Annotated in this window: 26 protein-coding genes and 1 pseudogene; 12 read left to right on the top strand and 15 right to left on the bottom strand. The window is 69.2% G+C overall.

Annotation, left to right across the window (positions count from 1 at the left end):
- A pseudogene (locus ABZX90_RS14550) lies at positions 1–879 on the top strand (hypothetical protein); the annotation flags it as partial.
- Positions 876–1,250 (top strand): hypothetical protein, encoded by a 375-nt coding sequence (locus ABZX90_RS14545; RefSeq protein ID WP_355204802.1) that lies wholly within the window; start codon positions 876–878, stop codon positions 1,248–1,250. The pseudogene ABZX90_RS14550 and the gene ABZX90_RS14545, both read left to right, overlap by 4 nt.
- Positions 1,251–1,867: 617 nt before the next feature.
- Here ABZX90_RS14545 and ABZX90_RS14540 read toward each other — a convergent pair.
- The 5 genes from ABZX90_RS14540 to ABZX90_RS14520 form a co-directional block, all read right to left on the bottom strand.
- On the bottom strand, positions 1,868–2,170 hold the full coding sequence (locus tag ABZX90_RS14540) for a hypothetical protein (protein WP_355204799.1): 303 nt from the start codon (positions 2,168–2,170) through the stop codon (positions 1,868–1,870).
- The gene (locus ABZX90_RS14535) at positions 2,167–2,910 is read right to left on the bottom strand and encodes a GntR family transcriptional regulator (protein ID WP_355204796.1); all 744 of its coding nucleotides are present in this window, start codon (positions 2,908–2,910) and stop codon (positions 2,167–2,169) included. The genes ABZX90_RS14540 and ABZX90_RS14535 overlap by 4 nt, the downstream gene beginning before the upstream one ends.
- On the bottom strand, positions 2,907–3,131 hold the full coding sequence (locus tag ABZX90_RS14530; RefSeq protein WP_355204793.1) for a hypothetical protein: 225 nt from the start codon (positions 3,129–3,131) through the stop codon (positions 2,907–2,909). Before ABZX90_RS14530 ends, ABZX90_RS14535 begins: the two co-directional genes overlap by 4 nt.
- 217 nt (positions 3,132–3,348) lie before the next feature.
- Positions 3,349–3,531 carry a hypothetical protein gene (locus ABZX90_RS14525; protein WP_355204790.1) on the bottom strand — a complete coding sequence of 61 codons (183 nt, stop codon included), beginning with the start codon at positions 3,529–3,531 and terminating at the stop codon, positions 3,349–3,351.
- 141 nt (positions 3,532–3,672) lie between these two features.
- Positions 3,673–3,951, bottom strand: coding sequence for a hypothetical protein (locus ABZX90_RS14520; RefSeq protein WP_355204787.1), 279 nt, complete (start codon positions 3,949–3,951; stop codon positions 3,673–3,675).
- A 78-nt stretch (positions 3,952–4,029) separates the two neighbouring features.
- Between ABZX90_RS14520 and ABZX90_RS14515 the strand changes: the two genes are divergently transcribed.
- A complete protein-coding gene (locus ABZX90_RS14515) occupies positions 4,030–4,785 on the top strand; it encodes a GntR family transcriptional regulator (protein WP_355204784.1) in 756 nt (251 codons plus the stop codon).
- 261 nt (positions 4,786–5,046) lie between these two features.
- Here ABZX90_RS14515 and ABZX90_RS14510 read toward each other — a convergent pair whose 3' ends face one another.
- Positions 5,047–5,883, bottom strand: coding sequence for a tyrosine-type recombinase/integrase (locus ABZX90_RS14510; RefSeq protein ID WP_355204781.1), 837 nt, complete (start codon positions 5,881–5,883; stop codon positions 5,047–5,049).
- Positions 5,884–6,158: 275 nt separating this feature from the next.
- A complete protein-coding gene (locus ABZX90_RS14505; protein ID WP_351120373.1) occupies positions 6,159–6,590 on the bottom strand; it encodes a hypothetical protein in 432 nt (143 codons plus the stop codon).
- Between the two features lie 663 nt (positions 6,591–7,253).
- Between ABZX90_RS14505 and ABZX90_RS14500 the strand changes: the two genes are divergently transcribed.
- On the top strand, positions 7,254–7,628 hold the full coding sequence (locus ABZX90_RS14500; protein WP_355204778.1) for a hypothetical protein: 375 nt from the start codon (positions 7,254–7,256) through the stop codon (positions 7,626–7,628).
- A 318-nt stretch (positions 7,629–7,946) separates the two neighbouring features.
- Here the strand turns inward: ABZX90_RS14500 and ABZX90_RS14495 are convergent, their stop codons facing one another.
- Positions 7,947–8,600 carry a GAP family protein gene (locus tag ABZX90_RS14495; protein ID WP_355205075.1) on the bottom strand — a complete coding sequence of 218 codons (654 nt, stop codon included), beginning with the start codon at positions 8,598–8,600 and terminating at the stop codon, positions 7,947–7,949.
- 411 nt (positions 8,601–9,011) lie between these two features.
- On the opposite strand from ABZX90_RS14495, the gene ABZX90_RS14490 reads away from it, so the two are divergent.
- On the top strand, positions 9,012–9,194 hold the full coding sequence (locus ABZX90_RS14490; protein ID WP_355204776.1) for a hypothetical protein: 183 nt from the start codon (positions 9,012–9,014) through the stop codon (positions 9,192–9,194).
- A 121-nt stretch (positions 9,195–9,315) separates the two neighbouring features.
- On the opposite strand, the gene ABZX90_RS14485 is transcribed toward ABZX90_RS14490, so the two are convergent.
- Positions 9,316–10,797: a helix-turn-helix domain-containing protein gene (locus tag ABZX90_RS14485; protein ID WP_355204773.1), complete on the bottom strand. Its 1,482-nt coding sequence runs from the start codon at positions 10,795–10,797 to the stop codon at positions 9,316–9,318.
- A gap of 708 nt (positions 10,798–11,505) precedes the next feature.
- Between ABZX90_RS14485 and ABZX90_RS14480 the strand changes: the two genes are divergently transcribed.
- From ABZX90_RS14480 to ABZX90_RS14470, 3 genes are all read left to right on the top strand, one after another.
- The gene (locus tag ABZX90_RS14480) at positions 11,506–12,276 is read left to right on the top strand and encodes a DUF2637 domain-containing protein (protein WP_351120383.1); all 771 of its coding nucleotides are present in this window, start codon (positions 11,506–11,508) and stop codon (positions 12,274–12,276) included.
- A gap of 240 nt (positions 12,277–12,516) precedes the next feature.
- Positions 12,517–13,053, top strand: a complete 537-nt coding sequence (locus ABZX90_RS14475; RefSeq protein ID WP_351120385.1) for a DinB family protein — start codon at positions 12,517–12,519, stop codon at positions 13,051–13,053.
- A gap of 204 nt (positions 13,054–13,257) precedes the next feature.
- Positions 13,258–13,677, top strand: a complete 420-nt coding sequence (locus ABZX90_RS14470; RefSeq protein WP_351120387.1) for a hypothetical protein — start codon at positions 13,258–13,260, stop codon at positions 13,675–13,677.
- 161 nt (positions 13,678–13,838) lie between these two features.
- Here ABZX90_RS14470 and ABZX90_RS14465 read toward each other — a convergent pair whose 3' ends face one another.
- A complete protein-coding gene (locus ABZX90_RS14465) occupies positions 13,839–14,288 on the bottom strand; it encodes a hypothetical protein (RefSeq protein ID WP_351120389.1) in 450 nt (149 codons plus the stop codon).
- A gap of 59 nt (positions 14,289–14,347) precedes the next feature.
- Complete coding sequence (locus ABZX90_RS14460) at positions 14,348–15,613, bottom strand: hypothetical protein (protein ID WP_355205073.1); 1,266 nt, start codon at positions 15,611–15,613, stop codon at positions 14,348–14,350.
- Positions 15,614–15,821: 208 nt separating this feature from the next.
- Between ABZX90_RS14460 and ABZX90_RS14455 the strand changes: the two genes are divergently transcribed.
- The 4 genes from ABZX90_RS14455 (at position 15,822) to ABZX90_RS14440 (ending at position 21,003) form a co-directional block, all read left to right on the top strand.
- Positions 15,822–16,373 carry a SigE family RNA polymerase sigma factor gene (locus ABZX90_RS14455; RefSeq protein WP_351120391.1) on the top strand — a complete coding sequence of 184 codons (552 nt, stop codon included), beginning with the start codon at positions 15,822–15,824 and terminating at the stop codon, positions 16,371–16,373.
- Positions 16,370–17,725 carry a PQQ-binding-like beta-propeller repeat protein gene (locus ABZX90_RS14450; RefSeq protein WP_351120393.1) on the top strand — a complete coding sequence of 452 codons (1,356 nt, stop codon included), beginning with the start codon at positions 16,370–16,372 and terminating at the stop codon, positions 17,723–17,725. Before ABZX90_RS14455 ends, ABZX90_RS14450 begins: the two co-directional genes overlap by 4 nt.
- Positions 17,726–17,961: 236 nt before the next feature.
- Positions 17,962–19,386 carry an FG-GAP-like repeat-containing protein gene (locus ABZX90_RS14445; protein WP_355204767.1) on the top strand — a complete coding sequence of 475 codons (1,425 nt, stop codon included), beginning with the start codon at positions 17,962–17,964 and terminating at the stop codon, positions 19,384–19,386.
- Positions 19,387–19,509: 123 nt separating this feature from the next.
- Positions 19,510–21,003, top strand: coding sequence for an FG-GAP and VCBS repeat-containing protein (locus ABZX90_RS14440; protein ID WP_355204764.1), 1,494 nt, complete (start codon positions 19,510–19,512; stop codon positions 21,001–21,003).
- 125 nt (positions 21,004–21,128) lie between these two features.
- On the opposite strand, the gene ABZX90_RS14435 is transcribed toward ABZX90_RS14440, so the two are convergent.
- The 4 genes from ABZX90_RS14435 to ABZX90_RS14420 form a co-directional block, all read right to left on the bottom strand.
- Positions 21,129–22,718 (bottom strand): alpha/beta fold hydrolase, encoded by a 1,590-nt coding sequence (locus ABZX90_RS14435; protein ID WP_355204761.1) that lies wholly within the window; start codon positions 22,716–22,718, stop codon positions 21,129–21,131.
- On the bottom strand, positions 22,715–24,238 hold the full coding sequence (locus ABZX90_RS14430) for an alpha/beta fold hydrolase (protein ID WP_355204758.1): 1,524 nt from the start codon (positions 24,236–24,238) through the stop codon (positions 22,715–22,717). Before ABZX90_RS14430 ends, ABZX90_RS14435 begins: the two co-directional genes overlap by 4 nt.
- Positions 24,239–24,729: 491 nt before the next feature.
- Positions 24,730–25,029, bottom strand: a complete 300-nt coding sequence (locus ABZX90_RS14425; protein ID WP_351120403.1) for a hypothetical protein — start codon at positions 25,027–25,029, stop codon at positions 24,730–24,732.
- 198 nt (positions 25,030–25,227) lie between these two features.
- Positions 25,228–26,103 (bottom strand): calcium-binding protein, encoded by an 876-nt coding sequence (locus ABZX90_RS14420; RefSeq protein ID WP_355204755.1) that lies wholly within the window; start codon positions 26,101–26,103, stop codon positions 25,228–25,230.
- Positions 26,104–26,216 lie beyond the last annotated feature (113 nt).

Genomic DNA, 26,216 nt, shown 5'->3' with positions numbered 1-26,216 from the left:
CACTTCGAGCAGCGGGGCGAGGCCGACGAGGCGTTGCGGATCCACCGCGAGGTCACCCTGCCGGCATTCGAGCGGATCGGTGCCACCCGCGAGGTCGCGATCACCTGGGGAAAGATCGCCGACACCTTCGAGCAGCGGGGCGAGGCCGACGAGGCGTTGCGGATCCACCGCGAGGTCACCCTGCCGGCATTCGAGCGGATCGGTGACACCCGCTCGGCCGCGATCACCTGGGGAAAGATCGCCGACATCTTCGAGCAGCGGGGCGAGGCCGACGAGGCGTTGCGGATCCACCGCGAGGTCACCCTGCCGGCATTCGAGCGGATCGGTGCCACCCGCGAGGTCGCGGTCACCTGGGGAAAGATCGCCGACATCTTCGAGCGGCGGGGCGAGGTCGACGAGGCGTTGCGGATCCGCCGCGAGGTCACCCTGCCGGTGTACGAGCGGATCGGTGCCACCCGCGAGGTCGCGGTCACCTGGGGAAAGATCGCCGACATCTTCGAGCGGCGGGGCGAGGTCGACGAGGCCCTCGAACTCCAGCTCAAGCGCTTGGAAGTCAATGAGCAGCTCGGCGACATGGACGGCATCGCGGCAGCCAACTGGAGCCTTGCGCGAATCGATCTGAGTCGCCAGGATCTCGACGCGGTGGTGCCGAGGCTCGTCACCTCGTTTCAGCTTTTTTTGAAGCTTCAACGGCTGGATGGCATCACGGTCGTCGGGGCTGCCTTGGGGCAACTTCTGCTGGCCGCAGGTGAACGCGGGCAGGCCCGACAGGTGTTTCAGACGAGCCGAGCCGCTGCCGCCAAGATCGGTTTCGCGGACGCTGTTGACCAGCTTGATGAGCTACTGAAGGCCACTGGCAACGGAAACGAGGAACTATGATCATCGAGTTTATCGGAGCGGACATCGAAGCCGCAGGAAAGAGCGTCGCCGCATTGACCGCGAGCTGGGGCTACCAACCCGAACCAGCTCCGACAGCGGAACCAGCAAACGATCCGGACATCAAGGGTGTCGATCCCGTCGCAGTAACGTCCCTGGTCGTGTCCATTCCATCGGCCATGCTCGCGGTCGCGGACATCGCCGACCGTATCCACAAACGACGCCGCGCCAGCGAGCTCATCGAACGCGCCCAACAGCTCAGGGCGCAGCAGGCGGCGGCACGACTCGTGCGCGAAGACCACTCCGTCGATCTTGCCACTCTCACCCCCGACCAACTTCTGGACCTCATCGCCGACGAGCCTTCAGCAACCTAACCCCAGAGAACGCCGCCGACGGCCCGGACCCACCCCGCATCGAGTCGCAATCGCCCGTGCCACCGGTCAGGGCCGACAGCAACGACGGCACACAGAGACCATTGATGAGGAGTTGGCGCGTCAGATCCCTGGTGCAGTAACCGAGCCAGGAGGCGCGACGGGGCGAGTGTCTAACTGCGTGACAACGCCGACGGACAGCGGCGGACAAGCGTGGACGCCTGCGGACCATCGGAGAAGGTGAGAGACGCAGCGACCCAAGGTCAGGCGGTCACCCAAATTGCTTCGGGACGAAGAAGTCGCCACGCTAAAGCCTCGTCAGCACGCTTCTGCCGTCGCTACATGCTCTGGTGGATGTCACCGGACTGCATGGCTGAGCGCGGTGGGGGTGCAGCGAGGCCACGCGCGCCTGGTCGGTCGGCGCTCCCGCCGTTGTGGCTGACTTTCGGCGGCTGAGGTTCACGCGGTCGCACGAGGGTCCGTCTCTGTGTCGGTGTGCGATGCGTCTGCACCGGGTCGCACAGCGCGGCGGGTAGGGGAGCCCGGGTTGATCTTCGGGCTCCCCTACCCGTGCGGAAGTGAGGAGAGTCATCGGCAAGCGCCGTTGTGCGGACGCGTCTTCAGGTGCCGTGTGGTTCGTTCACCGCCAGCAGGTGACCGCGGCTGATCGCGACGCGGAGGACGTCTCGTAGGGCCCCGGTCAGGTCCTTCGCCAGGCGTTGCTTCTCCTCCGGGTCCGTGTCCTGGTCGTCGAGTGTTTCGGAGGCTCGCTCCAGCAGCTCGGCCGCCGTGCCGAGTTGGACCGCCTCGATGTTGTCCGCCAGGCGGGACATGAAGCCGTCCCGGTCGTCGGTGCTCAGGTAGCAGGGGTTGCCTTCGGGGCCCGACCACGGGAGGAGCCGCAGTTCGTCTTGTGTCGTCATCCTTGCGTCTGCCTCTCGTCGATCACGTGGTGGGTGGTGAAGACCGCGTCGATGCGGTCGCCCGGGAAGGCCAGTAACGCGGCTTCGATCACGCGCCCGGCGGAGTCGGTCGCGGTGCGCGTGATGGCGAGGACGGGCACGGTGGAGCCGATCCGAAGGGCCGTTGCTTCATCCGGTGTTGGGGGGCGGGCGCATACCGTCTCCCGGACAGCGGCCGGCGCAGGACCGAGCACGGCGAATCTCGTGGCCGCTTCCCCGTACGCGGATTCTTCGCCGAGCACTCCGACTGGCGCCAAGTCGCACGGGATGTAGATGCGGGCCAGTCCGTGCGGTGACGCTTCTTCGAGGCTGAGGCACGAAAACTCGGCGAGAGGACTGCCCGCAGGGACGTTGAGCAAGGTCGTGAGCTGTCCGTGCGCTTGGACCGTGGTGGTGCGAACGGTGACACGCAGAGCCGCTTCGGCCGCGGTCCACGGGTCCAGGGTTCCCCAGCCGCCGACGTACATGATCTTGCGAAGGGGGAGACGGACGAAGTTGCCCTTGCCGTGGATCTTCTCGACGAGGCCCTCCACCTGAAGCACGGAGAGAGCTCTCCGTAGCGTCACCGTGCTGACCTTGTACCGGTCGGCCAAGTCGGCCTCGGACCGCAGGCGTTCACCGGGCTGGAGTCGGCCGGTCGCGATCTGGCGGCGGAGATCGTCGGCGATGTCGTGATGGCGAGAGGGCACGGACCCGGTCACCGCCTTCTCACCGACCGCACGGCGACGAGCCGGGTACGCGCGTGGATGGTCAGCAGCTCGCCCGACTCGAAGACCAGTTGCTTGGCCCCCTGAGAGAGCTGGAAGAGGTCTCTCACCCGGCAGGCACGACCGCCAACTTGGATGACGTCGCCGCGCTGCACGGTGGCCGCGGTGACCTCGACGCTGGCGACCAGCGCGCCGCCGGGGGCCCATGCGTTCATCGCTCCACCTCCGCGGTGGGGAATCGGTCGGCTGCCGGGTGGCACGGACAGTCGCACGCTTCGTAGATCACAGGAAGGCCGGCCGGGGCCGAAGCCGGGGAGGACTCCGCGCAGGCAAGGTGCGTGCCGATGCGGCAGGCGGTCGAGCGGTAGGGAACGGCCGAGGCGTCCGCGCTGCGGAGATGTCGACGAGACGGCATTGAGGACATCGAGGGCATCAGTGGACCCCCGCGAGGGCCGACCACGCACTGATCGGCAGATGGGGAACGACGACCAACGAGCGCGTACGCACACGCTTCTCCCAGGCCAGCACGTACGGGCGTACGAGCGCGATGTCCTCACCTGCGAGCGAGTGCCGGTGCTCCGCGTCGGTGGAAGTCCGGCCGAGGACGACCGTCAACGCATCAGCGGACGCGGGGAAAGCAGAAGCGGTCGGCGGACGGACGGCCGTTAAAGGGCGGCGGTGCCTGCCCCTGGCGGAGTGACGCGCCCTGGTGAGGGAGACGGCGCGGCGGATACGGTTGAGCACGCTGTTCAGCTCCTATCGCTGATGGCCCGGTCCCCCGACATCGCCCGTCGCGGGGACCGTTTTGCGTACGACCGCCCAGAGGGTGCGGCCGTTCAGGCTGGTGGCAAGGAGCCCGAATCGATCGGCCTCGGCCACCACTTCCAGGACCTCCCGCCAGGACTCGACGGAGAGCGATTCCGGCACCTCCGCTTCGACTGACGTGTGTAAGGCGTGCTCCTCCAGGCGCACGGGGAGCCCGATGGCGGACAGCCGGGCAGCGAGGGCCGCCGCGCTAACTCCCGAAGTGGGCACAGGGCAGCCTCCGTCACCAGCGATCACTTTCAGTGAAGCTAGTTAACTAGATTAGAGCTAGTGGACTAGATTTTCCATATGCCTGAGCAGCCGCCCTATCTCCGCATCGCCGACGAACTCCGGCAGCGGATCGCGGAGCACGTATGGGAGCCGGGGGACCGCCTCCCGTCCCGCGCCCAGATCAGCCAGGAATGCGGCGTGGGCGAGAACGTGGTCCGCCGGGCTCAGGAGTTGCTGATCTCGCAAGGAGTGCTGGAGGGCCGCGCCGGATCGGGCACGTACGTCGCCGAGCCCCGGAAGCGGGTGCGGGTGGTGCGTTCATCGGCGCGCGAGCAGCCCCAAGGGTCCCCGTTCCGCACGGACATGAAGGCGCTGGGCAGACAGGGCGACTGGGAGAGCCGAACCGACGCCAAGGTGCCGGCTCCAGCGGAGATCGCGGCCAGGCTGGGCATCGCCGAGGGCGAGCTGTGCGTCCGGACGGTGTACGAGTTCCTGGCTGACGGCAGGCCCGTACAGCTGTCGACGAGCTGGGAGCCGTACGACCTCACGGCCGGCACTCTCGTCGTCCTCCCCGAGGGAGGGCCGCATGCCGGGGAGGGTGTCGTGAACCGCATGGCCGCGATCGGCGTCAACGTCAGCCATGCCGTGGAGCAGCCGGAGCCGCGGCAGGCGACCGCCGAGGAGGCGTCGCTTCTCGGCATCCAGAAGGCCGCCCTCGTAACGCACATCCGGCGGACGTACTACAGCGACCAGGGGCGGCCCGTGGAGACCGCGGACATCGTCGTGCCCGCCGCTCACTGCGAGATCGTCTACGAGATCCCGATCAACCGCTGACCGACATCAGCAGGACGACTTCTGACATCCACGGCTGACATCAACGAGGCCGGACGGCGGCATACGGCAGCACCCCCGAACGACCGCCGGACCTGCCGACGACGGCCCCAGGGACAGGCGTAGATCGAACTCCTAAAGCGGGTGTCGCAGGTTCGAATCCTGCCGGGGGCACACGATAAAGGGCCAGTTCAGAGGCTTGATCCTCTGGAACTGGCCCTTTGCCGTGATCCCGGCCGTGCCACGCTCGTGCCACAAGCCCGCCTAGGCGTCCGTATCTCCCCGCGTCTTGCGGATCATCGAGCCGAGCCGATCCGCGATCTCACGGTCACGGCCGCTCACCACGTGCTGATAGATCAGCGCCGCGCGCGGGGTGCTGTGGCCCATCCTGGTCATCAGCTCCCGCAGGCTCGCGCCGGAAGCAGCGAGGGTATTGCCCGTGTGCCGGAGATCGTGGAAGTGCACGTCTGCTGTGATGCCTGCCTTTGTCCGCCCCTTGATCCAGTCATCCCGGAAGTTGCTCCTGCGGAGCTGTCCGCCCTGGGGACCGAGAAAGACGTGTCCATCGCGTCCGGCCCCGGCGAAACCGTCGAGGTGCGCCTTCACATCTGGCAGGAGTTCGTTCGGGAAGGCCACGGGCCGGACCCCGGCGTCGGACTTCGGCGCCTTGTCGAAGAGAGCTCCGGTCTGCATCTCAGCTTGCGAGCGACGGACCATGAGCGCGGCGTTCTCGGTGTCGACGTCGCGCCGGCGGAGCGAGGCCAACTCCCCGAAGCGCAGTCCAGTGAACGCGGCCAGAAGGACGAGCAGCCGATACCGCGGAGCGATCGAGTCGGCCACGGCGTACACCTCCGCCACGGTGAGGACCGGCCGCTCCGGCACGTCGTAGCGGCCGGCACCCTTGATCCGGCAGGGGTTGCGGCGGATCAGCTCGTCATCGACGGCCGTATTCAGGATCGCCCGCATGATCTGGTACGCCTTGACCACGGTCGGCTCACCGGTCCGTGTCAGGCACGCCGTACGCCAGGCCCGCACCTGCGCCGTGGTGATCGAGGCCAGCGGACGATCGCGGAAGGCAGGCAGCAGGTGCAACCGGATCACGCGGCCCAAGGTCAAGGCAATGCCTCCGGCGGGGGATCGGCCGGCACCGGGATGGAAGGGGCGCCGTTCCCGACCGCGGGTCCGTAGTGGCGAGCGCGGAGGCTCCCATCCCGTCCGCCATCGACCCAGGCAGAGCCGAGCAGACGCGGCCCCTGGCGTCCAGGTCGTTCGTACAGTGGCGCGCTCCACCTAGACGCCAGGAACCACGCCCGCTCCACGGTGTGGGTCGACGGCGGACGGGATGGGAGCTGGGGAGGGTGGTGGGCTGAGGTGTGTCACCGACCGCCGTTGGTTCCGGCATGGAACCTCGTCAGCGCAAAGATGATCAGGAGGTCAAGCGTCATCATGGGGATGGCCCAGGCCGGGTAGTACGGAACGAACATGAACTGGGTGATCAGGCTGATCCCTGCCGCCGCCGCACCGGCTCCGCGACCCCAGCTCTTGTTTGTCACGACCCCCAAGCCAGCAATGACGAGCGCCAGTCCGACCACAATGTGAATCCAGCCCCAAGCGGTCAGGTCGAACCGATACGCGTACTGGGACGCGGCAAACAGGTTGTCTTCTGCGATGCCGGATGCCCCCATGAGAATGCTGAGCGGTCCGCTGAGCATCATCACGGCTCCGGCGAACAGGGACGCGCTGCTGAGCCCTTCGCTGCTGTCTTGCCCCCCGTGTCCCCTCTGTGTCTCGTTCCGCATCGCTGCCATGGCCGCTGCCTTCCTGTGTAGCACGGTCACCGACGCACAACGCCCATGCGGCGCCGGCCACGCTCCACTGCCAGGATCACTGCGATCCTTCGGCACCGCGACTGCAACCCGCCATGGGAGACCGAGGGTATGGCTCGGAGCGGTAGCTAGCTGCGTGATTGGCGCCCAGCCCCTCACAGCAGCCCTCGATTCGGCAACTCAGCTGATCACCGTGTATCGCGCTGCTGCTCGTCCGAGCGCACCTGCGGAGCCAGCCCCCTACTGCTGGGGAGAAGGGTCGTCAAGTGCGGCGCCGATGTCTGACACCAGTGGCTGACACCAACAGGGGCGGACGGCGGCGGTCAAGACCGAACCTCAGCGGACCAGTGATCCAGGCCGAAGGTCGATTGACCCAGTACGCCCATCCTGCGTGATCGACCTGATAAGGATGCGGCCACGGGGTCAAGTCCCCCGGCTAAGCCGGTGAGGCTCCGCTGGCCTACGAGACCGCCTGCTTGCCTCGGTCACTGAGGCTCCGTTGACCGCGTAGCTTGCAGAAGCCTCGGCGGCGCGGCGGGCGGGTTGGGGAGGGTGCTGTACCCAGCCCGACCTCGATCCGCTGGAGCAGGAACGTCGTGCCACACTCGTGTCACCTCAGTAGGTGCAGGTCGAGAGGGGTGGACATTGCCAGAGGATGTGAAGGCAAAGCCGGCCTGGAAGTCGGGCCTGGCGTTTGTGGTGGTGGAGGCGGTCTGCATCGCCGTCGCTCTGGCGTACCCGAGCTTGCTCATTGTGGCGTTTAGCACCGGGTGTATCGCTCCCGGCGAATTGCCGGAAACCTCCCGGGAAATGTTCGACCCATTCAGGGTGATCGCGGGCATGGCCCTGGCCATCATCGGCGTGGTTTCGACCGTACTTGCTTACCGGATACCCGCGCTGCAGCCGACGGCGAAGCAACGGACAGTCGCGGCCCTGAAAGGGCAGTTGGGGTTGACTCTCGTGATCATCGGGACGTCCATCGCCCTCCATGACCCGCACCGCATATACCAATGCGGGTGACCTCGACGCATGAGGCCGTCGCTGTTGCCGTACCGCAGTGAAGTACAGCAACCCCCAGACCCGTGACCAACCGCCACCAGCCCCAGACGACCGGACGGCCTGCCCAGCAGACCTCAGTGACCGCCGCGCCCATAGTTCGCATCGAGGCGATCAGTCCGCGTCAGAGTCCGCGCGCCCTACGGAGCGGAACACGGTCTCGTACTCCCCTGCGTGCACCAGATGATCCACAACTCTCGCCATAGCCGAGATGCCAGCGTCACGGACGACTGAACGAAGTCGTTCTGCTTGACGCCTCATCCGTGCTGACGACGGGAGGACTCACCGGCCAAGTCCCGTGAGTCCGTCGCCCAGGATGCTGGCGCCCAGAAGGAGGAGCACGATCGCGGTGATCACGGCGTTGTTGGTGATCATGAATTGCCTGACACTGTCCAGGAACGAAGCCGCACGTTGTCCGCCGAGCAGATGGATGATGACGGCACCCAGGACGGTGCAGGATCCGACGAGAACGAAGACGGTGACGGCCACAATGAGATCGCCATTGTGAGCCCCCGTTTCGACGATCGACGTGGCCGCCGAGGCCGTCAGAACGAGGTTCTTCGGGTTGGCACCCGACAGCAGCGCACCGAGGACCAGCGCCCGCAGGGCCGAGACGTCATCGAGTGAAGCCATCCAGCGTGGCGTCTCGGTCTCGCTGTCGACACCCGGACGCTGCCACCAAGTGCGCACCCCCAGCACGATGAGAGCCACTCCGGCGAGCACCCGCCCCCAGTCCGCGATCGCTGACGAGGGGCTTTCGGGGTTGTCGGCTCCACCGAACACGAACACAACGAGCGTTGCCGCGATCCCGAGCCCGGCGATCCACCCGACCGTGAACAGCAGGCCGTTGCGTCGGCCGTGTCGGCCGGCCAGGATCAGCACGATCCCGATCAGCGGGAAGGGGCTGAGGGCGACCGCGAGTGCCGTCGGCAACACGGCTCCAATTGCCTGGGTCAGCACGGTCTCCCCTTCTCAACCTCATCCCCGGGGCACTGCGGAGTGCCCTTCTCAGGACAGTACCGAGCACACCCCTCCGGGAAGCTCCTGCGCCGCCGTCCATATGGGTCATCGAGTGGTGCTGTCCGCCGTGCCACTCCCGTGCCAGAACGGGCGGGGACTCACGGGGACTCGCCGACAACAACGGAGCACGAGCGTGCACTTGCCCCAGTGCCCATCTCCCCGACTCACCCATTCACTGGGACACCCATCTCCCCCGCCACAGCGGTCCGGGGAGGAGACGGGTGGTGTGGCGGCGACAGCCCGGAACGCACCTCTATCCGCAGCGACAGGGCGCGGGCGACCTCGTACCGATCAGAGGGATATGCCGCTCTGCTCGTCAACGGCCCCATGGACGAGTACGAGGCGAAGAGCATCACCCTCGGCCTCCAGGGTCGTAAGCCCGGCAGCAGCGCGGGCAAGCCGATCGATGTCCCCATGCCCGTCGACACGTTGTACGCCAACGACGGTCAGCGTGTCACCTACTGGACGACTGCTCCCGGTTTCGCTCTGGATTTCATCATGTCGAAGTGACCGGCCTCGATCGGGACCGCTTCCCCGGGGCTGACCAGAACGGTCGCACGGCCTACTGAACACTTGCTGGCTGGCTGGTTGTCGTCGATTGTCAGACCGGGCTGTACGGCCTGTTGCTTCGTCAGTCGGCAGTTTCCGTCGTGTCGTCGGCGGCGGCCATGGGGACCCAGCCGGCGGGGTTGCGGTACCAGTATTGCGGTAGCCCGTTGATGCTGGTGGTGCGGAACGGGCGGCCGTTGTCGTCGATGCGCACCGTGCCGGTCCGGCCCTGTGAGGACCAGTCGAGGTCGAGGTACCAGTCGCAGGTGCAGGACTCGGTGCGCGCGGAGAGCAGCAGGACCTCCGGCTCCTGCAGGGACACCTGGTAGGGGAAGTCGACCGCGAAGCTGGGTGAGTCCGGGCGGCTGCCTGGTATCGCACGGGCCAGGGGCCGGGGCGCGTCGAGGTTCACGGAGAAGTAGCGGGGGTCGAGGGTGGCGCCGCAGCCTTCGTACATGGAGTAGGCGATGCCCCGGCCGGCGGCGGGGGTGGCGCGGTTGACCACGCGCACATGCAAGGCCTCCAGGACGACGGCGGCGGAGCCGCGTCCCTGCACCGAGATCCGCAGATCGGTGGTGCGTCCGTGCACCGCCCGCTGGGACGCGGCCCAGGCCGCGGCGTCCCCCGGCGTCGGCGGCGGCGGGACCTGCCGCGGTGGCTTGGCGATGACGTAGTCATGGTCGCATTCGAGTTGCCAGAGGTGGGAGTTGGCCGTCCAGGTGAGGGGGACCGACGGTGGGACCGTGCCGGTGCTCGGCCGGTACTTCCGCGGGCTGCCGCCGCTGGGCGTGGCCGGCGCGGAGGGTTTCGGTGCGGTGCGGGCGGAGGCCGACGGTGAGACCGTGCCGGCGCTCGCCCGGTTCTTCCGCGGACTGCCGCCACTGGGCGTGGCCGACGCGGAGGGTATCGGCGTGGTGCGGGCGGAGGCCGACGACTCACCGCCGACGGAGGGGGGTCCGGCAGCGGATGTGGTGAGGCCGGCGAGCGCGACGGCGAGCGAGGCCGCCAGTGCTATCGATCGCACGGGCCGTCTTCGGGGGCGCCGAGCGGGGGGCGGCCGGTCGGCCGACGAGGTCGGCCCCGGGCGCAGGTCGGTCGGCCAGGTCGGCTCGGGGCGCAGGTCGGCCGGCGAGGTCGGCTCGGGGCGCAGGTCGGCCGGCGAGGTCGGCTCGGGGCGCGGGGCGGGCGGCGAGGTCGGCTCGGGTGTCTCGTCCGCCGGGCTGCTGTGGCTCGCGGATGCGGCCGATGCCGCGGTGCTCGTGGTGTCGTGGGGCGTCGGTGCCCGCCGGGCATCGGATGGGCGTGGTCGTTGCCGTGCCGCGACTGCCAGGATCCACCGGCGGTGCAACTCCACGCGTTCCTCGGGGGCGGCTCCACAGAGGGCGGCGAACCGCTCGATGCCGGCGAAGTCCAGGGGGACCGCCTCTCCGGCGCAGTAGCGGTGCAGCGTGGAGGCATTCATGCCCAGACGGCGGCCCAGCGCCGCGTAGCTGCGGTCTGTGCGCTCCTTCAGACGCGTCAGCAGTAACGCGAACTCCGCTACGTCATCGTGGATTGCGTCCATGTGGTCCGTACTCGCATCCATCCGTCGGCCTGTGCAGCCATGTCCCGATCCGGGACGGCATCCCGGGCACTCCCCATATCTGCACGTCAATACGGCTGGGATGGTTCCAGGGTTACGAGACGTGAGCTCCCACGCCACCGGCCCGAACACCCGGGCAGGTCGTCCTCCAACGACGCCACCAACAGCATGGCGTCGGCCTCCGGGATCTCTGGGGCCTCCACCGCTCCGCCGCGGCGCTCGACCTGCTCTCGGAACGTACCGTCAGTATTCATCGCCCCTGTCCCGCTCGGACCATAAAGTGTGAGTGAGATACGTAGGAAATAAATTAAGAAATGTGCTCCTCACGTTTCACAACGACAGGTCACTCTTCTGCCGCGCATCTGGAGGAGGAGGAGCGGCGTTAGCGGGATATGACGAAAGCAAGGTCCCAGGGCCTGCCTCAACGCAACGCGAGGACGGATAATCTGACTGCGGTCCGTGATCTGACAGTAGGGAAATATACTTCCCCGCCTGGTGCGACATACTCGGCCCTTGCGGTACAGGGCACCGTGATCGGGGACGGCGCGCGGGTCGAACGTCAGGTCACCGAGCCGCTGCTTCGCGAGTTCGTTGCGCTACTGGAGGCGATCCAGGAGGAACTCGATTCGCGGTGGAACGGCCAGGAGGGCTCCGGCCGTCACGTGGACCGCGCCCGAGGGGCGCATTCCTATGAATCATGACTATGTAGACCCTTCCTTTGCGTGGCGTGAAGGGTATTCCGACGCATACCCCTATGGGTCGGGCACTGGCTGGAACGGTGGACCTGCCGACAGCGTGCGCGAAGGGGTTCCGCTGAGCCCACCCGACGCGGGCTGGGACCCGGTCGAGGAACTTGCCTATCTCATGCAGGAGGCTGTTCCGGCGGAGCAGACGGCCAGGGTGCCGCCACCTCGCAGCGAGTCCTCATCCGATGTCGACTTCACCGACCCGATGGAGAATCTGGCGCAGATCACCGCTCAACTGCCGCCCACCCGGCGCTCTTCTGCCGGGCATCGGAAGATGCGCGTTCGTAAAGTCCGATTCAAGTGGTTGCAAATCGGCAGCTTCGTCATCGTCGCACTCGTTGCCGTCATCGTGGCGATGGTCAGCGTCTTCGGCGGCATGGTCGCCTACAAGCCTCTGCAGAACATCACGTCCGGAACGGGAGGTGGAATGTTCTCGCTGTGGCCTCTTCTCGTGTACGGCCCCTGGATGGTGGCCTCTCTCTCCATCCTCCGGACTGCCCTGCATCAGCGCCGAGTTGTGCACTCATGGTTCATCGTTCTGCTCTTCTCCTCCGTCGCGATAGTGCTGTGCGTAGCACAGGCGGACAGGACCTTCACCGGTATCACCGGGGCTTGCCTGCCCGCTGTCGCGTCCCTCGCATGCTTCCACCAGCTCGTCCGGCAAATCACCTTGACCCTGCCACCGCGGCAGAGCACGCGCCGCAACCGCCAGTAGCGGAGCGGCGGTTGCGTCCTGGTCCAGATGTGACGCCGGCCCTGACGACGAACAGCAGTCACCCCACCCAGTACGCCCTCATGCCAGGACGCCGCTCCGCAGAGCGATGAGTTTTGGTGCGGAGGGCAGTCTTCTTGGGCGGAGGCGCTTGGCGTGGGGTGGGGCGGCAACAGGGCGCCGCCCACCCCGGATTGCGGGCGCCTACTCGACCAAGCCTGATGACGTAGGGAGACCCCCGGCGTGAGCGACATTGTGGTCCAGCAGATCGTTCGGCCTGAGCGCGCGGTATCGGGCTCATGGCTGGAGGTGATCGCCTCGAACCTCGACTACCACCGGGCGACCTTCCTGTGGAAGTGCGAGGGCCTGTCGGACGCACAGCTGCGGCAACGGCCGGTGCGATCGTCGGCGTTGACCCTGCTGGGGCTCATGCGGCATCTGCAGGGGGTCGAGCGTGCCTGGTTCCAGCGGACCCTGGCAGGCACCACCCCGCGGTACTTCCCTTACAGGACCTACGTCACCCCTGCCGGTGACGAGTGGTACGACGAGTCGGACCCCACGCCCGCCGAGGCTGTCTACGAGGACTACTTGAAGGCGTGTGAGGAGTCGCGGCAGGTGTTCGGACGGGTGGGTGACGACCTTGCGCGCATCGTGCCGAACCCGGAGTTCGGTGACACCGATGTGCGGTTCGTCCTTGAGCACGTGATCGAGGAGTACGCCCGCCACGTCGGCCACGCGGATCTCCTCCGCGAAGCCATCGACGGCGCCACCGGCGAATAGCTCGGCCCCGGGAGCCGCAGGTCACGGGCAGGGCGGACACCTGGGAGAAGCCGGGGATGACACAAGTCGGCACCGTGCGCGGCGGGCGAAGGGATGTCAGACAGGGACATCGAGGACTCCGCCTTACCTCGCGTTTACCTCGTTCTTATGCCTCGTGTAGCGTGCGCGCGTTCGATCTCCATGCGACCTCTAGGAAGACCGCAGATGAGCGCTCCGACGCCTCCCGCCGCCCCGCAAGACCCGCAGTTCCCCCAGGGCCAGCCCATACCCGGCTCGGCGCCTGCGCCTGCGCCCGCCAACGCGCCCGCCAGCAAGGGCAAACTGAAGAAGTTTCTCAGCGTCGTCGTCCTGATCGTCGTCGCCGTGGTGGTGAAGCTCGGCATCGGTTACGTCTTCGACTCCCCCGTGCGCGCCGGTGTCGGTGACTGCGTCAAGGTCACCGGTTCCGAGAACAACCCCGACGTCGAGACGAAGGGCTGCGACGACAAGGACGCCAACTACAAGGTCGTCAAGGTCGTCGAGAACACCTTCGACGTCAACGCCTGCACCGTCGGCGAGGCCGCGCTCGCGCAGGAGTGGGACGCCGACAAGTTCGTCCTTTGCCTGGACCCCGTGAAGAAGTAACGCGCGTCGGGACATACGCACCCGGACCGTCGGGACGCCGTTCTCTGCTGCCCGCGGACCGGGTGCGAAGCCGGGGAGCACTGACGTGCTGCCCCGGCGGTCGGCGGTCCTGCCGGGCTCCCGCCCTTGTCGCGGCAGCTCGTGGGACGCGGCCCCTGTCGCTATCGCCAGATCGTCTGGATCGAGTCGAACTGGACCCAGGTGATCGGGTTGCCGCTGGTGGCGCCGTAGATGGTCACGGAACCGGCGGTGTTCACCTCGAAGCGGCAGGCGTTGATGCCCTGGCTGTTGTTCCGGGGGGCCGTGGCGCGGACGTACCAGGTGGGCGACGTCATGGCCGCCGGAAGCGTGGCGATCTTGGTGTCGGTGGCGAAGCTGCAGGTGATCGCGCCGCGGGCCTGGAGGAACGTGGTGCCCAGGATGGTGACGGTGCGGACCTGCGGGGTCGCACCGGTCTGCGGGGTGATGCCGGGCTCCAGCACCAGATCGGCCCACGCGGTGGCGTCGACGGCGGCGGCGGCCGCGGGGGTGGCGGTGGCGAGGGTGCCGACGGCGACAGTGGCGGGCAGGCCGAGAGCGGCACCGAGGATGCTACGGCGGCTGTGGGACATGGTCGTTGGTCTCCTTGACGAGGCCGTGTGCGGAAGGGCTGAGGGGGCGGGGTGCGGGTTCAGCGCCAGACGGCGTTGAAGTTGTCCAGCTGCGCCCAGGTGATGACATTGGTGGAGTTCCCGCCGAAGAGGCGCAGTTGGCGGTCGGCGCCGGCCTCGACCCGGGCGGTGCAGTAGCCACCGACGTTGTTGCGGGGGACGTTGCAGCGGGTCGCCATGCTCGGGGAGAGCGTGTCGGGCAGGGTGCCGATGACCGCGTCGGCGTCGAAGCTGCCCTTGATCCCGCCGCTGAGCTGGAGTGTCGTCACGCCGCTGACGCTGATGAGGCGCCCCTTGGGCGCGTTCTGGTCGACGGTGACACCGGAGGCGACGGGGATCGTCTGCCAGTCGGTGAGCACCTTGACGCCGTCGACCTCGGGGGCCCCCGAGAACGACACGATGGTGCAGGTGCGCGGTCCGGGGTCCTCGCAGGCGAAGCCGAAGTGGAGGTACGGCACACCGCTCACCACTTCCACGGTGATGCCCTCGGGCTCGCGCCACTCGAGACCCGGCGCGGCGGTGACGAACTGCCGGTCCAGGACGTTCCCCGTGGCCCACTCGAGAGCGGTGATGTACGTGTTGCCCGGCGCTGGATTGGTGCTGCTGTAGGCCTCGCCGTTGAGCAGGTAGAGAACGCCGCTGTGGGACGCGTACCCCTGGAAGGTGCCCAGGCCGGTGGGCTGCGCCAGGCGCTGGAGGGGCTGGAAGACGCCCGCCGCCGCCTGCGTCAGGTCGTACCGCTCGAAGTACGTCTGGTTGGTGTTGATGGTGAACCGGACGATGAGCTGGTTGGCGCTGCGGTCGATGGTGGGGGTGACGAAGAGGGCTCCCGGCGCGGGCGTGTACGGCGTGCTGTGCAGGGAGGACCCGTAGTCCAGCACCGTCCCGGACCGGAAGTCGAAGTTGGTGATGGCCGTGCCGAAGCCCTCGTTCTTCGAGTTCTTCACGGACGCCGTCTCGGTCCACAGGCGGATGACGCCGCTACGGTTCTCGACACCCAGGTTGACGCCGTGGCCGAACCCCCGCAGGTACATGTACCCGGTGATCGCGCCCGACCGGTTGAGGCGGGTCACACACAGGTCGCCGTGCAGGGTCCGGTCGTCGTAGGACACCGGAGCGGACTCACCGCTGAGGGTCAGCCCGCCCTGCATCAGCTGAAGCGTGAAGATGTCTCCGGACACCGGGTCCACGCCGACCGACTGCATCACGGTTTCGTTCTTGAGCGGGCGCCGGTGGAGCAGCTTGCCGACCGGTCCCGCGATGTCTATCTGTCCTGCAAGGGTCACGCTCAACGACGCTGCTCCTTCTGCACGTTACCGCGCGGTCATGTTCAGGGCGGCGCAAGTGTCCCATGAGCTCTGCCAGTTCAAGAATGCGGCTCGTGGCGCGGGCCCAAGGCCGTCGCCGACCTGGTGTGGACACACAATCTCACCGGATGAGGGATAGCTGCGGGCGGCTCGTCGCGTCGTGGTGGTTGTCAGAAGGGGAGGGTCGATGGAGGCCTCAAGTCACGACGAGTTCCGGAACTTCGTGGAGATGCGCTCCACCGCGCTGCTGCGGCTCGCGGTGCTGCTCACCGGCGGGGACCGCCATGCCGCGGAGGATCTGTTGCAGATTGCGCTGATGAAGGCCTACGGGCGCTGGGCGCGCATCGAGCGGCCCGAGGCGTATGTCCGCCAGGTCCTGTACCGACAGCAGGTCAACCGCTGGCGGCTGCGCAGACATCGCGCCGAGACGACGGTGCCCGTACTGCCCGAGTCGGGCGGGGACGCCGGCACCGGGTCGGACTCCGAGCTGCGGGTCGCGCTGTGGGCGGCGCTCGGTCAGCTGTCGAAGCGGCAGCGGGCCGTGGTCGTACTGCGCTACTTCGAGGACCTGCCGGAGGCCGAGGTCGCGGCGCTGCTGGGGTGCCCGGTCGGCACGGTGCGCAGTACGGCGTACCGGTCGCTCGCCAAGCTCCGGGTGCTCGTACCGGAGCTCGGGCCCCAAGGGCCCGCCGAACAGGTGAAGCCGCTCAGCTATATGTCGAAGGGGATCCAGGGATGACGACGGAACAGGTGGAGGGGAAGGTCCGGGAGACGCTGCACGCCGTCGCCCTGGACGGGGTGCGGGCGCCCGGGGATCTGGTCGAGAAGGTGGTGCGGCGGCGCAACCGGCGCCGCTTCTCGCAGGCCGCGGGGGCGGCGGTGGCCGTTGCCGCGATCACCGTCGGGGCGGTGATCGGCTTCGGGGGCGGCGGTACGGCCGAGCAGCACCGGCCTACGCGGCCGGCGGCCTCACCGGCGGGCTGGAAGCCGTGGCAGAGCGATGCCCCGGGCGCCAGCGAGCGGGGCTGCCTGGTGGACGGTTCCGCGCTGTACTGCAGCGGATCCAAGTACGACGCCGCGAAGATCGACGCCAACACCGGCGAGCGGCTGTGGACCGTCAAGGTCAATCGCGAAGGCGACGGGATCGACCACCCGTTCGCCGTGCGCGACGGCGTGGTCTACGCCTACCGCAATCACACCGCGAAGAACCTGCCGTCCGGGGACTACATGGGTGGTACCGATCTGATGGCGGTGGACGCCGACACCGGCAAGGTGCTCTGGAAGGTCCAGATGCCGCAGGACGACCGCACCGACCAGGCCGCCATGCTCATCGACGGCGCGGTCCTGGCGAACACCCCGTCGCTGCGCACGATGTCGGCCCTCGATCCGCTGACCGGCAAGGAGAAGTGGCACCACACCTGGGACAAGGGCATCGTGTGCCAACGGGCGGTGCTGGGCGGTGTGCCCTATCTCGTGTGCCTGCGGGACTCCGCGAACCCGGACCACACCGACGTCTTCCGTCTCGATCCCGCCACCGGAAGCGCCACGAAGGTCACTACCCTTCCCGGCGGGCAGCAGCTCTTCGCGGCCTCGGAGACCCGGTTGGTCCTGGGCGGAAGGCGGGATGCCGCCGGCGACGTCCGGCTGACCAGCATCAGCGGCTCCGGGGAGCAGACCTCCTACACGTACCGGATCAAGGGAGAGCTGGCGGCCAACACCGATGTCGTCGGTGACCGTTTGATCTCCGTGTCCTGGAAGGGCAAGGCCTCCGCCTACTCGCTGACCACGGGAAAGACCCTGTGGACCGCCCCGGTGGGCGTCACGATGCCCGACAAGGACCTGTTGTCGGGCATCGCGTCTCCCGCGGTGTCGGCGGGGCAGGGGGTCGTGTACTTCTTCAGCCCGACCGGAGATCTGTCCGGCCTCGATCTGCGCACGGGTCAGCAGGTCTGGCGCAGTCACATCGACACCGGCAAGTCGGGGTCGGGGCCCGCCTACGGGCGCTCGCCCCAAATCCTGCTCTACGAGGATGTGCTGATCGCCCGGAGCGGCAGCAACGTCGTCTCCCTTCTGCCGAGGATCGGCGACTGACCAGAAGGGCTTCTCCAGGCCGGGGCGGCACCCCCGCCCCGGCCGATGCCGATGCCCGATGAGCGAGCGCGGCTTCGCGGCAGGCGCCCCGCCGACCCCCGCCGACTAGGCCAACCCCCCGCGGCCGCGCGGGCCGTTCACCTTGTCTTTCCTCACGTACAACCCTTTGTCCACTCCACGGGTCGTACGTCACCGAAGCCGCACCGGCTGCGGTTCCACAGACAGGGAGCATCACCTTGCGCGCACGCACTCTGGCCGTCGCCACGGCTGCCGTCCTCGCCGTCGCGGGGCTCGGCGCCCCCGCCGCCGTCGCGGCCCCCTCCGCGCTGCAGGACGACTTCAACGGGGACGGCTACCGCGACCTGGCCATCGGCACCCCCAAGGCGAGCGGGGGCACGGTCACCGTCCTCTTCGGCTCGGCCTCCGGTGTCAGCCCCGCGCGCTCGGTGAACATCACGCAGAACACGGCGGGTGTTCCGGGCACCTCGGAGTCCGACGACAGGTTCGGTGAGAACGTCACCAGCGGCGACGTCGACGGTGACGGCTACGCCGATCTGATCGTCGGCGCGCCCGGCGAGGTGGTCACGGGCAAGCCGCGCGGCTCGGTCACCATCGTGTGGGGCGGGGCGAAACCGTTCACGTCCGGCGGCATGGCGCTCACCGCCCCGACGGCCGAGGCCGACCTCTTCGGCGAGGGCACCGCGTTCGCCGACCTCGACGGCGACGGGACCGGCAACCTGGTCGTCGTGGGCGGCAACACCTTCTGGTGGTACGCCGACGGGAAGCCCTCCCAGGACGGCGCACTGGCGCCGGAAGTCGGTTTCCTGCCCGAGAACGTACAACTGGACGGTGTCGTCGCAGGTCACTTCTCCGGCACCGACGGCAGCGACTACGTGGTGCACGGCCGGAAACTGGCCGCCGACGGCACCAGCTCCAGTACCTACGTCGGCCTCCTGCGCGGCGGCCCCGGGGACCTCGGCCACAACTACTCGGTGCTGGCCGAAGGTGGCACCCCGGGAGGCACCTCCTGGGCGTCGGCCGTGGCGGGCGGAGACATCAACGGCGACGGATACGACGATCTGGTCACCGGCGACACGGCTGTCGCACAGGGTGGTTCGTTCACCGTCCGGTACGGCAGAGCGGCCGGGCTCCCCGTCACGGGCACGACCTATACCCAGGCCAGCGCGGGAGTCCCCGGCACCGACGAGGCGTTCGACGACTTCGGCGCGGCCGTGGCGGTGGGCGACGCGACCGGTGACGGCCGCGCGGACGTCGCGGTCGGCGCCTCGTACGAGGATGTGGACGGCCACCGCAACGTCGGCAATGTCGTCTTCCTGAAGGGCAGTTCGGGCGGCCTGACCACGAGCGGCGCCCAGTCCTTCCACCAGGCCACGCCGGGTGTGCCGGGCGCCGCCGAGGCGGGCGACCACTTCGGCTCCTCGCTGCGGCTGCGTGACATCAACGGCAACGGCAGGGCGGACCTGGCGGTCGGCGCGTTCGGCGAGGACGTCCTGCCCAACGGATACGACGACGGGGCGGCGTGGGTCCTGCGGGGCGCGACCACGGGCCTGACGAGCACGTACGCGACGGCCTTCAACGCGACGGACTTCGGGTACCCCGTCGTCGACGGACGCAGGTTCGCGGACGTCTTCGGCCGCTGACCCGGCCACCTGCCACACCGGGTGCTCCCCGAGCACACCGAGAAGCACGCCCAGAACCGCCCCAGAGCCACCCCGGAACCACTCCCGAGATACAACCCGAGAACAAACGGAGTCCGTACACCGATGCGTAACAAGGTTCTCTCCGCGACGGCGATCTGCGCGATGACCCTGCTGGGCCTGACCGCGCCCACCACCTCCGCTGCCGTGGGGCAGGCCGGGGCCTCCGCGCCGCGGGGGGACTTCAACGGTGACGGCTACCCGGACCTGGCGGTGGGCGTGCCCTCCGCTCAGGTGGGATCCGCGTCGACGGCCGGGTACGTGCAGGTCCTGTGGGGCGGACCCCACGGCGCGGGGAGGCACGGGTCCGTGCGGATCAGCCAGGCCACGGCCGGGGTGCCGGGCACCCCCGAGGCGGGCGACCTCTTCGGCTCCGCGGTCACCGCCGCGGACGTCGACGGCGACCGGTTCGCCGACCTGGTCGTGGGCGCCTCCAGCGAGTCCCTCTCCGCGGACCCGCTGGCCGAACAGGGCACTGTCACCGTGCTGCGGGGTTCCGCCACCGGGTTCACCCACGGCTACACGGTCGCGCGGGGCGACAGCGAGTTCTCCCGGATCGGCGCGGTGATCGCCGCCGCGGACGTGACCGGCGACGGCATCACCGACCTCGCCCTCGGCCGTAGCGGGGAGGAGCACAGCAGCGTGGTCCTTCGTCCCGGCCCGCTCACCGCCCCGTCCCCGGACACCCTGACCGGGGACATAGCCGAGGCGGACTTCGGCCGTCAGCCCAGCCTCGCCACCGGTGACTTCGACGGAGACGGCGACGACGACCTGGCGCTCTCGATCTCCGCGACGGAGACCCGATTCACCCAGGTCTACCGCTGGCAGGACGGCGCCCCGGTGCGACTGTGGAGCACCACGGCCTCCGCCGGCGCCCTCGCCGCCGGAGACTTCGACGGGGACGGTACCGACGATCTGGCGCTCGGCGCCTGCTACCCGAACTACGAGGAGGACAAGCCGGCCTGCGCGAACTACGCGACGGGCAGCGCCGAGGTGTTCAAGGGCGGACTGGTGCACATCGCTTACGGCTCCAAGTCCGGGGCATTCGGCGCCCGCACCCACGACATCCACCAGGACACTCCGGGCATCGCCGGAACCGCCGAGTCCGAGGACCGTCTGGGTGTCTCCCTCGCCGCCGCCGACATCGACGGCGACGGCTACGCGGACCTCGCCGTCGGCGACCCGTACGAGGCGATCGGCACGCGGCAGGAGGCGGGCTCGGTGCTCCTCGTACGCGGCACCGGCACCGGCCTGCTGTCGTCGGGCGGCACGGCGATGAGCGTCGGCTTCAGCCAGAGCACGGCGGGCGTCCAAGGCACCGCGGAGCAGGGTGACCATTTCGGCGCCTCGGTCGCGCTCCAGGACTACGACGCCGACGGCCACGCCGACCTCGCGACGGGCGCTCCCGGCGAGAACGCGGCCACGGGGGGCGTCTGGCTCCTCCCGGGCACCCGGCAGGGGACCACGGCGACGGGCTCCTGGGCCCTCACGCCGAAGAGCCTGGGCCTGCCGTCGTCGACGAGTGCGCTGGGGTACGGGCTGGTGCTGGGCCGCGACTAGGGCTTCAGCAGGTCGTGCCCTGGACCCCGGCCGGTGGGGCCGGCCGGGGTCCAGGGCTGCGCCGACGATGACGCCCGCCCCGACGACGGCCAGGACCCCCGGCCGGTGAGGGCGGCTGCCCGGTCCTACGGCGCGATCTCGAACTCGGGCGGCTGGAGGCCTGCGAGGCATCCCGTGTCCGGTGCGGTCGGACTGTCGAAGAACGAGGCCGTGATCGCTTGCGCACACGGCGACTCGGCGAAGGCGACATGGGCGACGTAGGGGACCGTGACGGCGGTGGACCGGCTGAGCGTACGAGCCACGTAGGCACCGTTGCTCGGCGCGGTCTGGGCGTCGAACCCGCCTGACATGACGAGGGTCGGGACGTTGCTCCGCGTCACGTCACGTACCGAGCGCGGTGCGGCCGGGACGTCCCAGGCCCGGCAGTCCGCGTGGAGGAACGGGAGTTGGGGTGCGTTGGTGAGCACCGAGCGGGGGAAGGAGGGGAATGCGCGCCGCCCTCCCCGGATCACATCGGCTTCGCTCTCGAAGGGTGTCCACTCGCGGCAGAAGACGCCGTAGGCGAGCCCGTGGGCGACCCTGCCCATGGCCTGCGGGCTGAGTTTGCCCCCCGCCCACTGCTCGGCGATGCGCCGCGGGTTGCCGTGGGCCAGCTCGTCGATGGAGCGGGGCACTCCGGCCGCCACGTGGGTGGCGGAGGTCAGCCAGTTCACCAGAACCCCGCCGTCCAGCACGACCTTCACCGGCGCCGGTTGGCCCGTGACCGTGACGGTGGTGGTGAGCGGTCGGGCTTCGAGCTGACGGACGAGGCGTTCGAAGGTGTCCGACAGATTCGGATAGCGGCTGTTGCAGGCGGGCTGCTCGGCGCAGGCCTTGAACAGGCCGTCGAAGCCCTGCCGTGCGGCGCTCCAGGTCACGGCACCCCCTGCCAGGGAGGGCGGCAGGACGCCGTCGATACCGACCGACCGGATGCCCCGGGGGTGGTCGCGCAGGTAGATGAGGGCCAGGTCGGTGCCGTAGGAGATACCGAAGACGTTCCACTGCCTGAGGCCCAGCGCGACGCGCAGGTCGGCGTAGTCGGTGGCGCTCTCGGTGCTGTCGTACGCGCTGAGGTCGCCGCGTCTCGCCGACTGCTCGCGGCACACCCGCGTCGCTCTGACGTGCAGACGCCCGGTGGACGGCGCACCGTAGACGAGGCCGACCGCGCGCGCGTTGAACTCGTCTACGTTCGGACAGGTGAGCACCGGGTCGGCCGAATAGGTCCCCCGCTGGGACATGAAGATCACGTCGCGGTCGCGGTTCAGACCGCCGTCGATGGCCAGTTGGGCCTCGGAGACCGCGTCGTCGCCGGGGCCGCCGGCGAACCACACGATCGGATCGCGTGCCGGTCTGCTCGTGGCCGCCGGGACGATCGCGACGCCGAGGGTGATCTTCCGTCCCTTGTGGCGGGAGCGGTTCTCGGGAACGGTGAGCGTTCCGCAGCGGGCCCCTTCGAGAGCGGGGATCGGGTCCGCCGTCCTCGGGCAGGGGCCCGGCACGAAGCGGGCGTCGCCCGCCGTCCGGGCGACCGTGCCGAGCGGTGCTCCGGCGCCGCCCTCAGCTCGGGCGGGCGTCATGGCGAGGCCGAGGACGAGGACACCGGCCGTCGCTCCGGCCAGCGCAGCCGGGAGCCGTCGTACGGTGCGCCGGTGGTGGGGCGGGCGGATGGACCTCATGAGCTCTCCAGGTCGGGGGTGATGGTGAACGGTTTCGGTGCGAGTCCTGCCACGCAGGCCGTGTCGGGCGAGACCGGGTGGGTGAGGAAGGAGGCCAGGACGCTCTGCGCGCAGGGCGACTGGGGGACCACCCAGTGGCCGATCCCGGGAATCCGCACGGCGGTCGAGCGGGGCAGCGTGCGGCCCGTGTACGGCCCCCAGCGTGCTCCGGTCTTCGCGTCGAAGGTCCCCGAGACGATGAGCGTCGGTACGTTGCTGACGGTCGCCACCCGCTGGACGGAGGTGCGGTCCGGGACGTTCCAGACGCGGCAGACGTCGTGCTCGAAGGGAAGTTGCGGTGCCTGGGCCAGGACCGTGTCCGGCCACCCGGGGAAGGCCCTGCGTCCGGCCTTCAGCAGGTCGGACCGCGAATAGCCCGGTACCCACTCGCTGCAGGCCACCGACTGCGTGAGGCCGTGGGCGAACTCGCCGATGACGGGATTCGCGCCGGCGGCGCGGGCCTGCGCGAAGCGGTCGGGGTGGCCGTGGGCGAGTTCGTCGAGGGCCGCGGGGACATCGACGGCGGGGACCGCGTTGGCGACCAGCAGGTTCACCAGCGCGCCCCCGTCGAGGACGACCTTCACCGGGTCACCGCCGCCCGGCGGCTGCGTCGTCAGCGTGAGGGGGTGTGCCTCCAGCCGCCGGACCTGCTCCGTCAGCGTGCGCGGGAGGTCCGGGTAGCGGCTCTTGCAGCGGGGCTGGGCCGCGCACGCCGCGAAGATCGCGCCGATCCCTTCCCGGGCGCTGTCCCAGGTCCACGGCAGGCTCACGATCTGCGGGGGTACGACGGAGTCGATCGCCACCGAGCGGATCCCCTGGGGGTGCCGGCGCAGGAAGGTGAGGGCCAGGTCGGTGCCGTAGGAGTATCCGTAGACGTTCCACCGGTGGATGTCGAGCGCCTTGCGCAGGTCGGCGAAGTCGGCGGCGTTCTCGGTGGTGTTGTAGGCGCTCAGCTCGACACCGTCGGCCGTCAGACGGTCCCGGCACTGCTTCGCCGCGCGCACCAGGAGGCGCCCGGTCGACGGCGCGTCGTAGCGCAGCCCCACGGTGTCCGCGTAGAAGCGGTCGATCTCCGGGCAGGCGAGGTTCGGCTCCGTATGGAGCGTTCCGCGCTGGGCCATGACGATCAGATCGCGATCCCGGTTCACGCCGGCGCCGATCAGGAAGGGGATGTCCCCGATGGCGTCGCCTCCGGGTCCCCCGGACATGAACACCACCGGGTCCTCGGCGGGCGTCGCCGACGCGGCCGGAATGATCGCGACGGCCAGCCGGATGGTCCGCCCTCCCCGGTGGGCGCGGTTCTCGGGCACCTCCAGGACCCCGCATCGCCCGGGGACCGGCTCGGGCGTCTGCGGGCAGGGACCGGGCACGAACCGCGCCGGAGGTCCCGGCCGGGGCTCGCCGGCGGGTGGTGACACGGCACCGCCGGGTGCCGTGCCGGCCGCTCCCAGGAAGGCCAGGCCGGCCGCGACGAGCGCCATCGTGGTGCGCGCCCGCCGGGAACGTCGCCGTGCGTACCGGTGTTGCGCTCTCCTTCGTACGTTCCTGCCGTTCCTGCCGTTCCCGCGAACGGACGGCAGGCAGCCCGCATCGATGCCCTGTTCCGTCATGTGATCCCGTCTCTCTGACGTCCCCGGCCGCCGAACCACGCGGCGCCGGGTGGCTCCGCCCGCCGCCGCGCGGTGGGGGCGGGCACTGCGTACGCCAGCCTGTGTCCGCGGGGAGACGCCCACCACTCGTGGGCTCCACTTGGGGAGTCGGCGTCACCCCGACGCCGGTACCCCGCCCTGCCGCGCGGTCACCCGGCCGCTTCGGGTGCCGCGCCCCCAGGGCGATCGGGTGAACCCGGGCACGCCAAGCCCCCGGGCGGAGAGTCCACCCGGGGGCTGTTTTTGTGGTCCGGGCCCGTCGACGGGTCGGCACAGAGCCGAACCATGTGGGTCAACGGGGCCAGGAAGGGCGTGCCGTTCCCCTACGCGGCACCGCTGATACCGGGGGCGACGAAGCGACGGTGGAGCGGGCTGAAGGCGGTGTCGGGTGTGCCGGAGATGCCGGCCTTCTGGATGGCGGGTGCGAGCCGTTCGGCGAAGAAGGTCTCGAACGCCTCCTGGGATTCCCAGACATCGGTCACGTGGAAGCCCTGGGCATCGAACCAGGCCACGTGCATCTGGCCACCGGCCGCCGGGACCTCCTCCCAATCGACCGCGTCCCGGACCGTGTCGTACTGCTCCGGTGTGACTCCAGCCCAGTGCATCGACATCACCATGGCCATGTCCAGCCCCTCACTGCTCGTAGTGGTGTACGCCGTTCTCGGACCACCAGCAGACATCCACTCGCTGCCGCGCACATCTCCACTACGGCCAAACGCGTTCCCTGCCGGTGCCGGGCATCGAGATCGTTCCACCCGCCGGACCGTGCCGGACAGAGCGCGCGGAGGCACACCGGCGCCTGCGGAGAGCCTCGTACGCTCTCAGTTCTGGTGGACCCGGTCGGTGCCGGGGCCGCCGGAGAGGGTGTCGGTGCCCGCGCCTCCGTGCAGCAGGTCGTTGCCGCTGTTGCCGTAGACCTTGTCGGCGCCGGTGCCGCCGTACAGGCTGTCGTTGCCGCGGCCTCCCTGGATGAGGTCGTTGCCGCTGTTGCCGTAGATCGTGTCGTTGCCGTCGTCGCCGTACAGGCTGTTGTCGTAGTCGGTGTACTGCGGGTCGTACCCGGAGATGCCGCCGCGCAGAACGTCGTTGCCCGCGCCGCCGTGGCAGGTGTAGCCGCAGGCGGTGAGGGTGTCGTTGCCCGCGCCGCCGAACGCGCCCTCGCCGTAGACGCCACCGCCCCCGGACAGGTGGTCGTTGCCGTCCTGGCCGTAGAGAACGTCGCGGCCGTGGCCGGTGAGGGTGTCGTTGCCCGGCCCGCCGTAGATGCTGGAGTACCCGCTGTTGTCGGGGTCGACCGTCGCGGTGTCGTTGCCGTCGCCGAGGTTGACGATCAGGGTTTCGAGGTCGGAGGCCGAGGTGTTGGGTTCGGTGACCGTGCAGACCGCGATGGTGGTGTCGCCCGAGGAGGGGCGGACGCAGCCCGCGCCGAGGGAGATCTTCACAGTGTCGTCGAAGGTGTAGATGAAGTCGGCCAGTTGGGAGTCCGGGTCGGTCGCGCCGAGCGCCCAGGAGATCTTCAGGTGGTTCGTCTGACCGGTGGCCGCCGTGTAGTACAGCTTTTGGCCGGTGGAGACCGCGGTGGCGCTCTTGGCGGTCGCGGCGCTTGCCGTCGGGACGGCGATCGCGGCGGACACGGCGACCGTGGCCGCGGCGAGCGCCAGCGCTTTCGGCAGGACGGCGGTACGACGACGGAACATGGTTCCCCCTCGGTGAGGTTCTGCGGCTCTGTGGCTTCGTGCGCCCGGACGTGCGCGCCCAGGCAACCCGTTCGACACCGGCGAGGGATGGGTGGTTGTGACCGCTGTCGTAC

The organism is Streptomyces sp. NPDC002935 (assembly GCF_040611295.1).
Lineage (GTDB): Bacteria > Actinomycetota > Actinomycetes > Streptomycetales > Streptomycetaceae > Streptomyces.
Note: the sequence above shows the minus strand (reverse complement) of the source record. Positions and strands in the feature narration are given on the sequence as shown.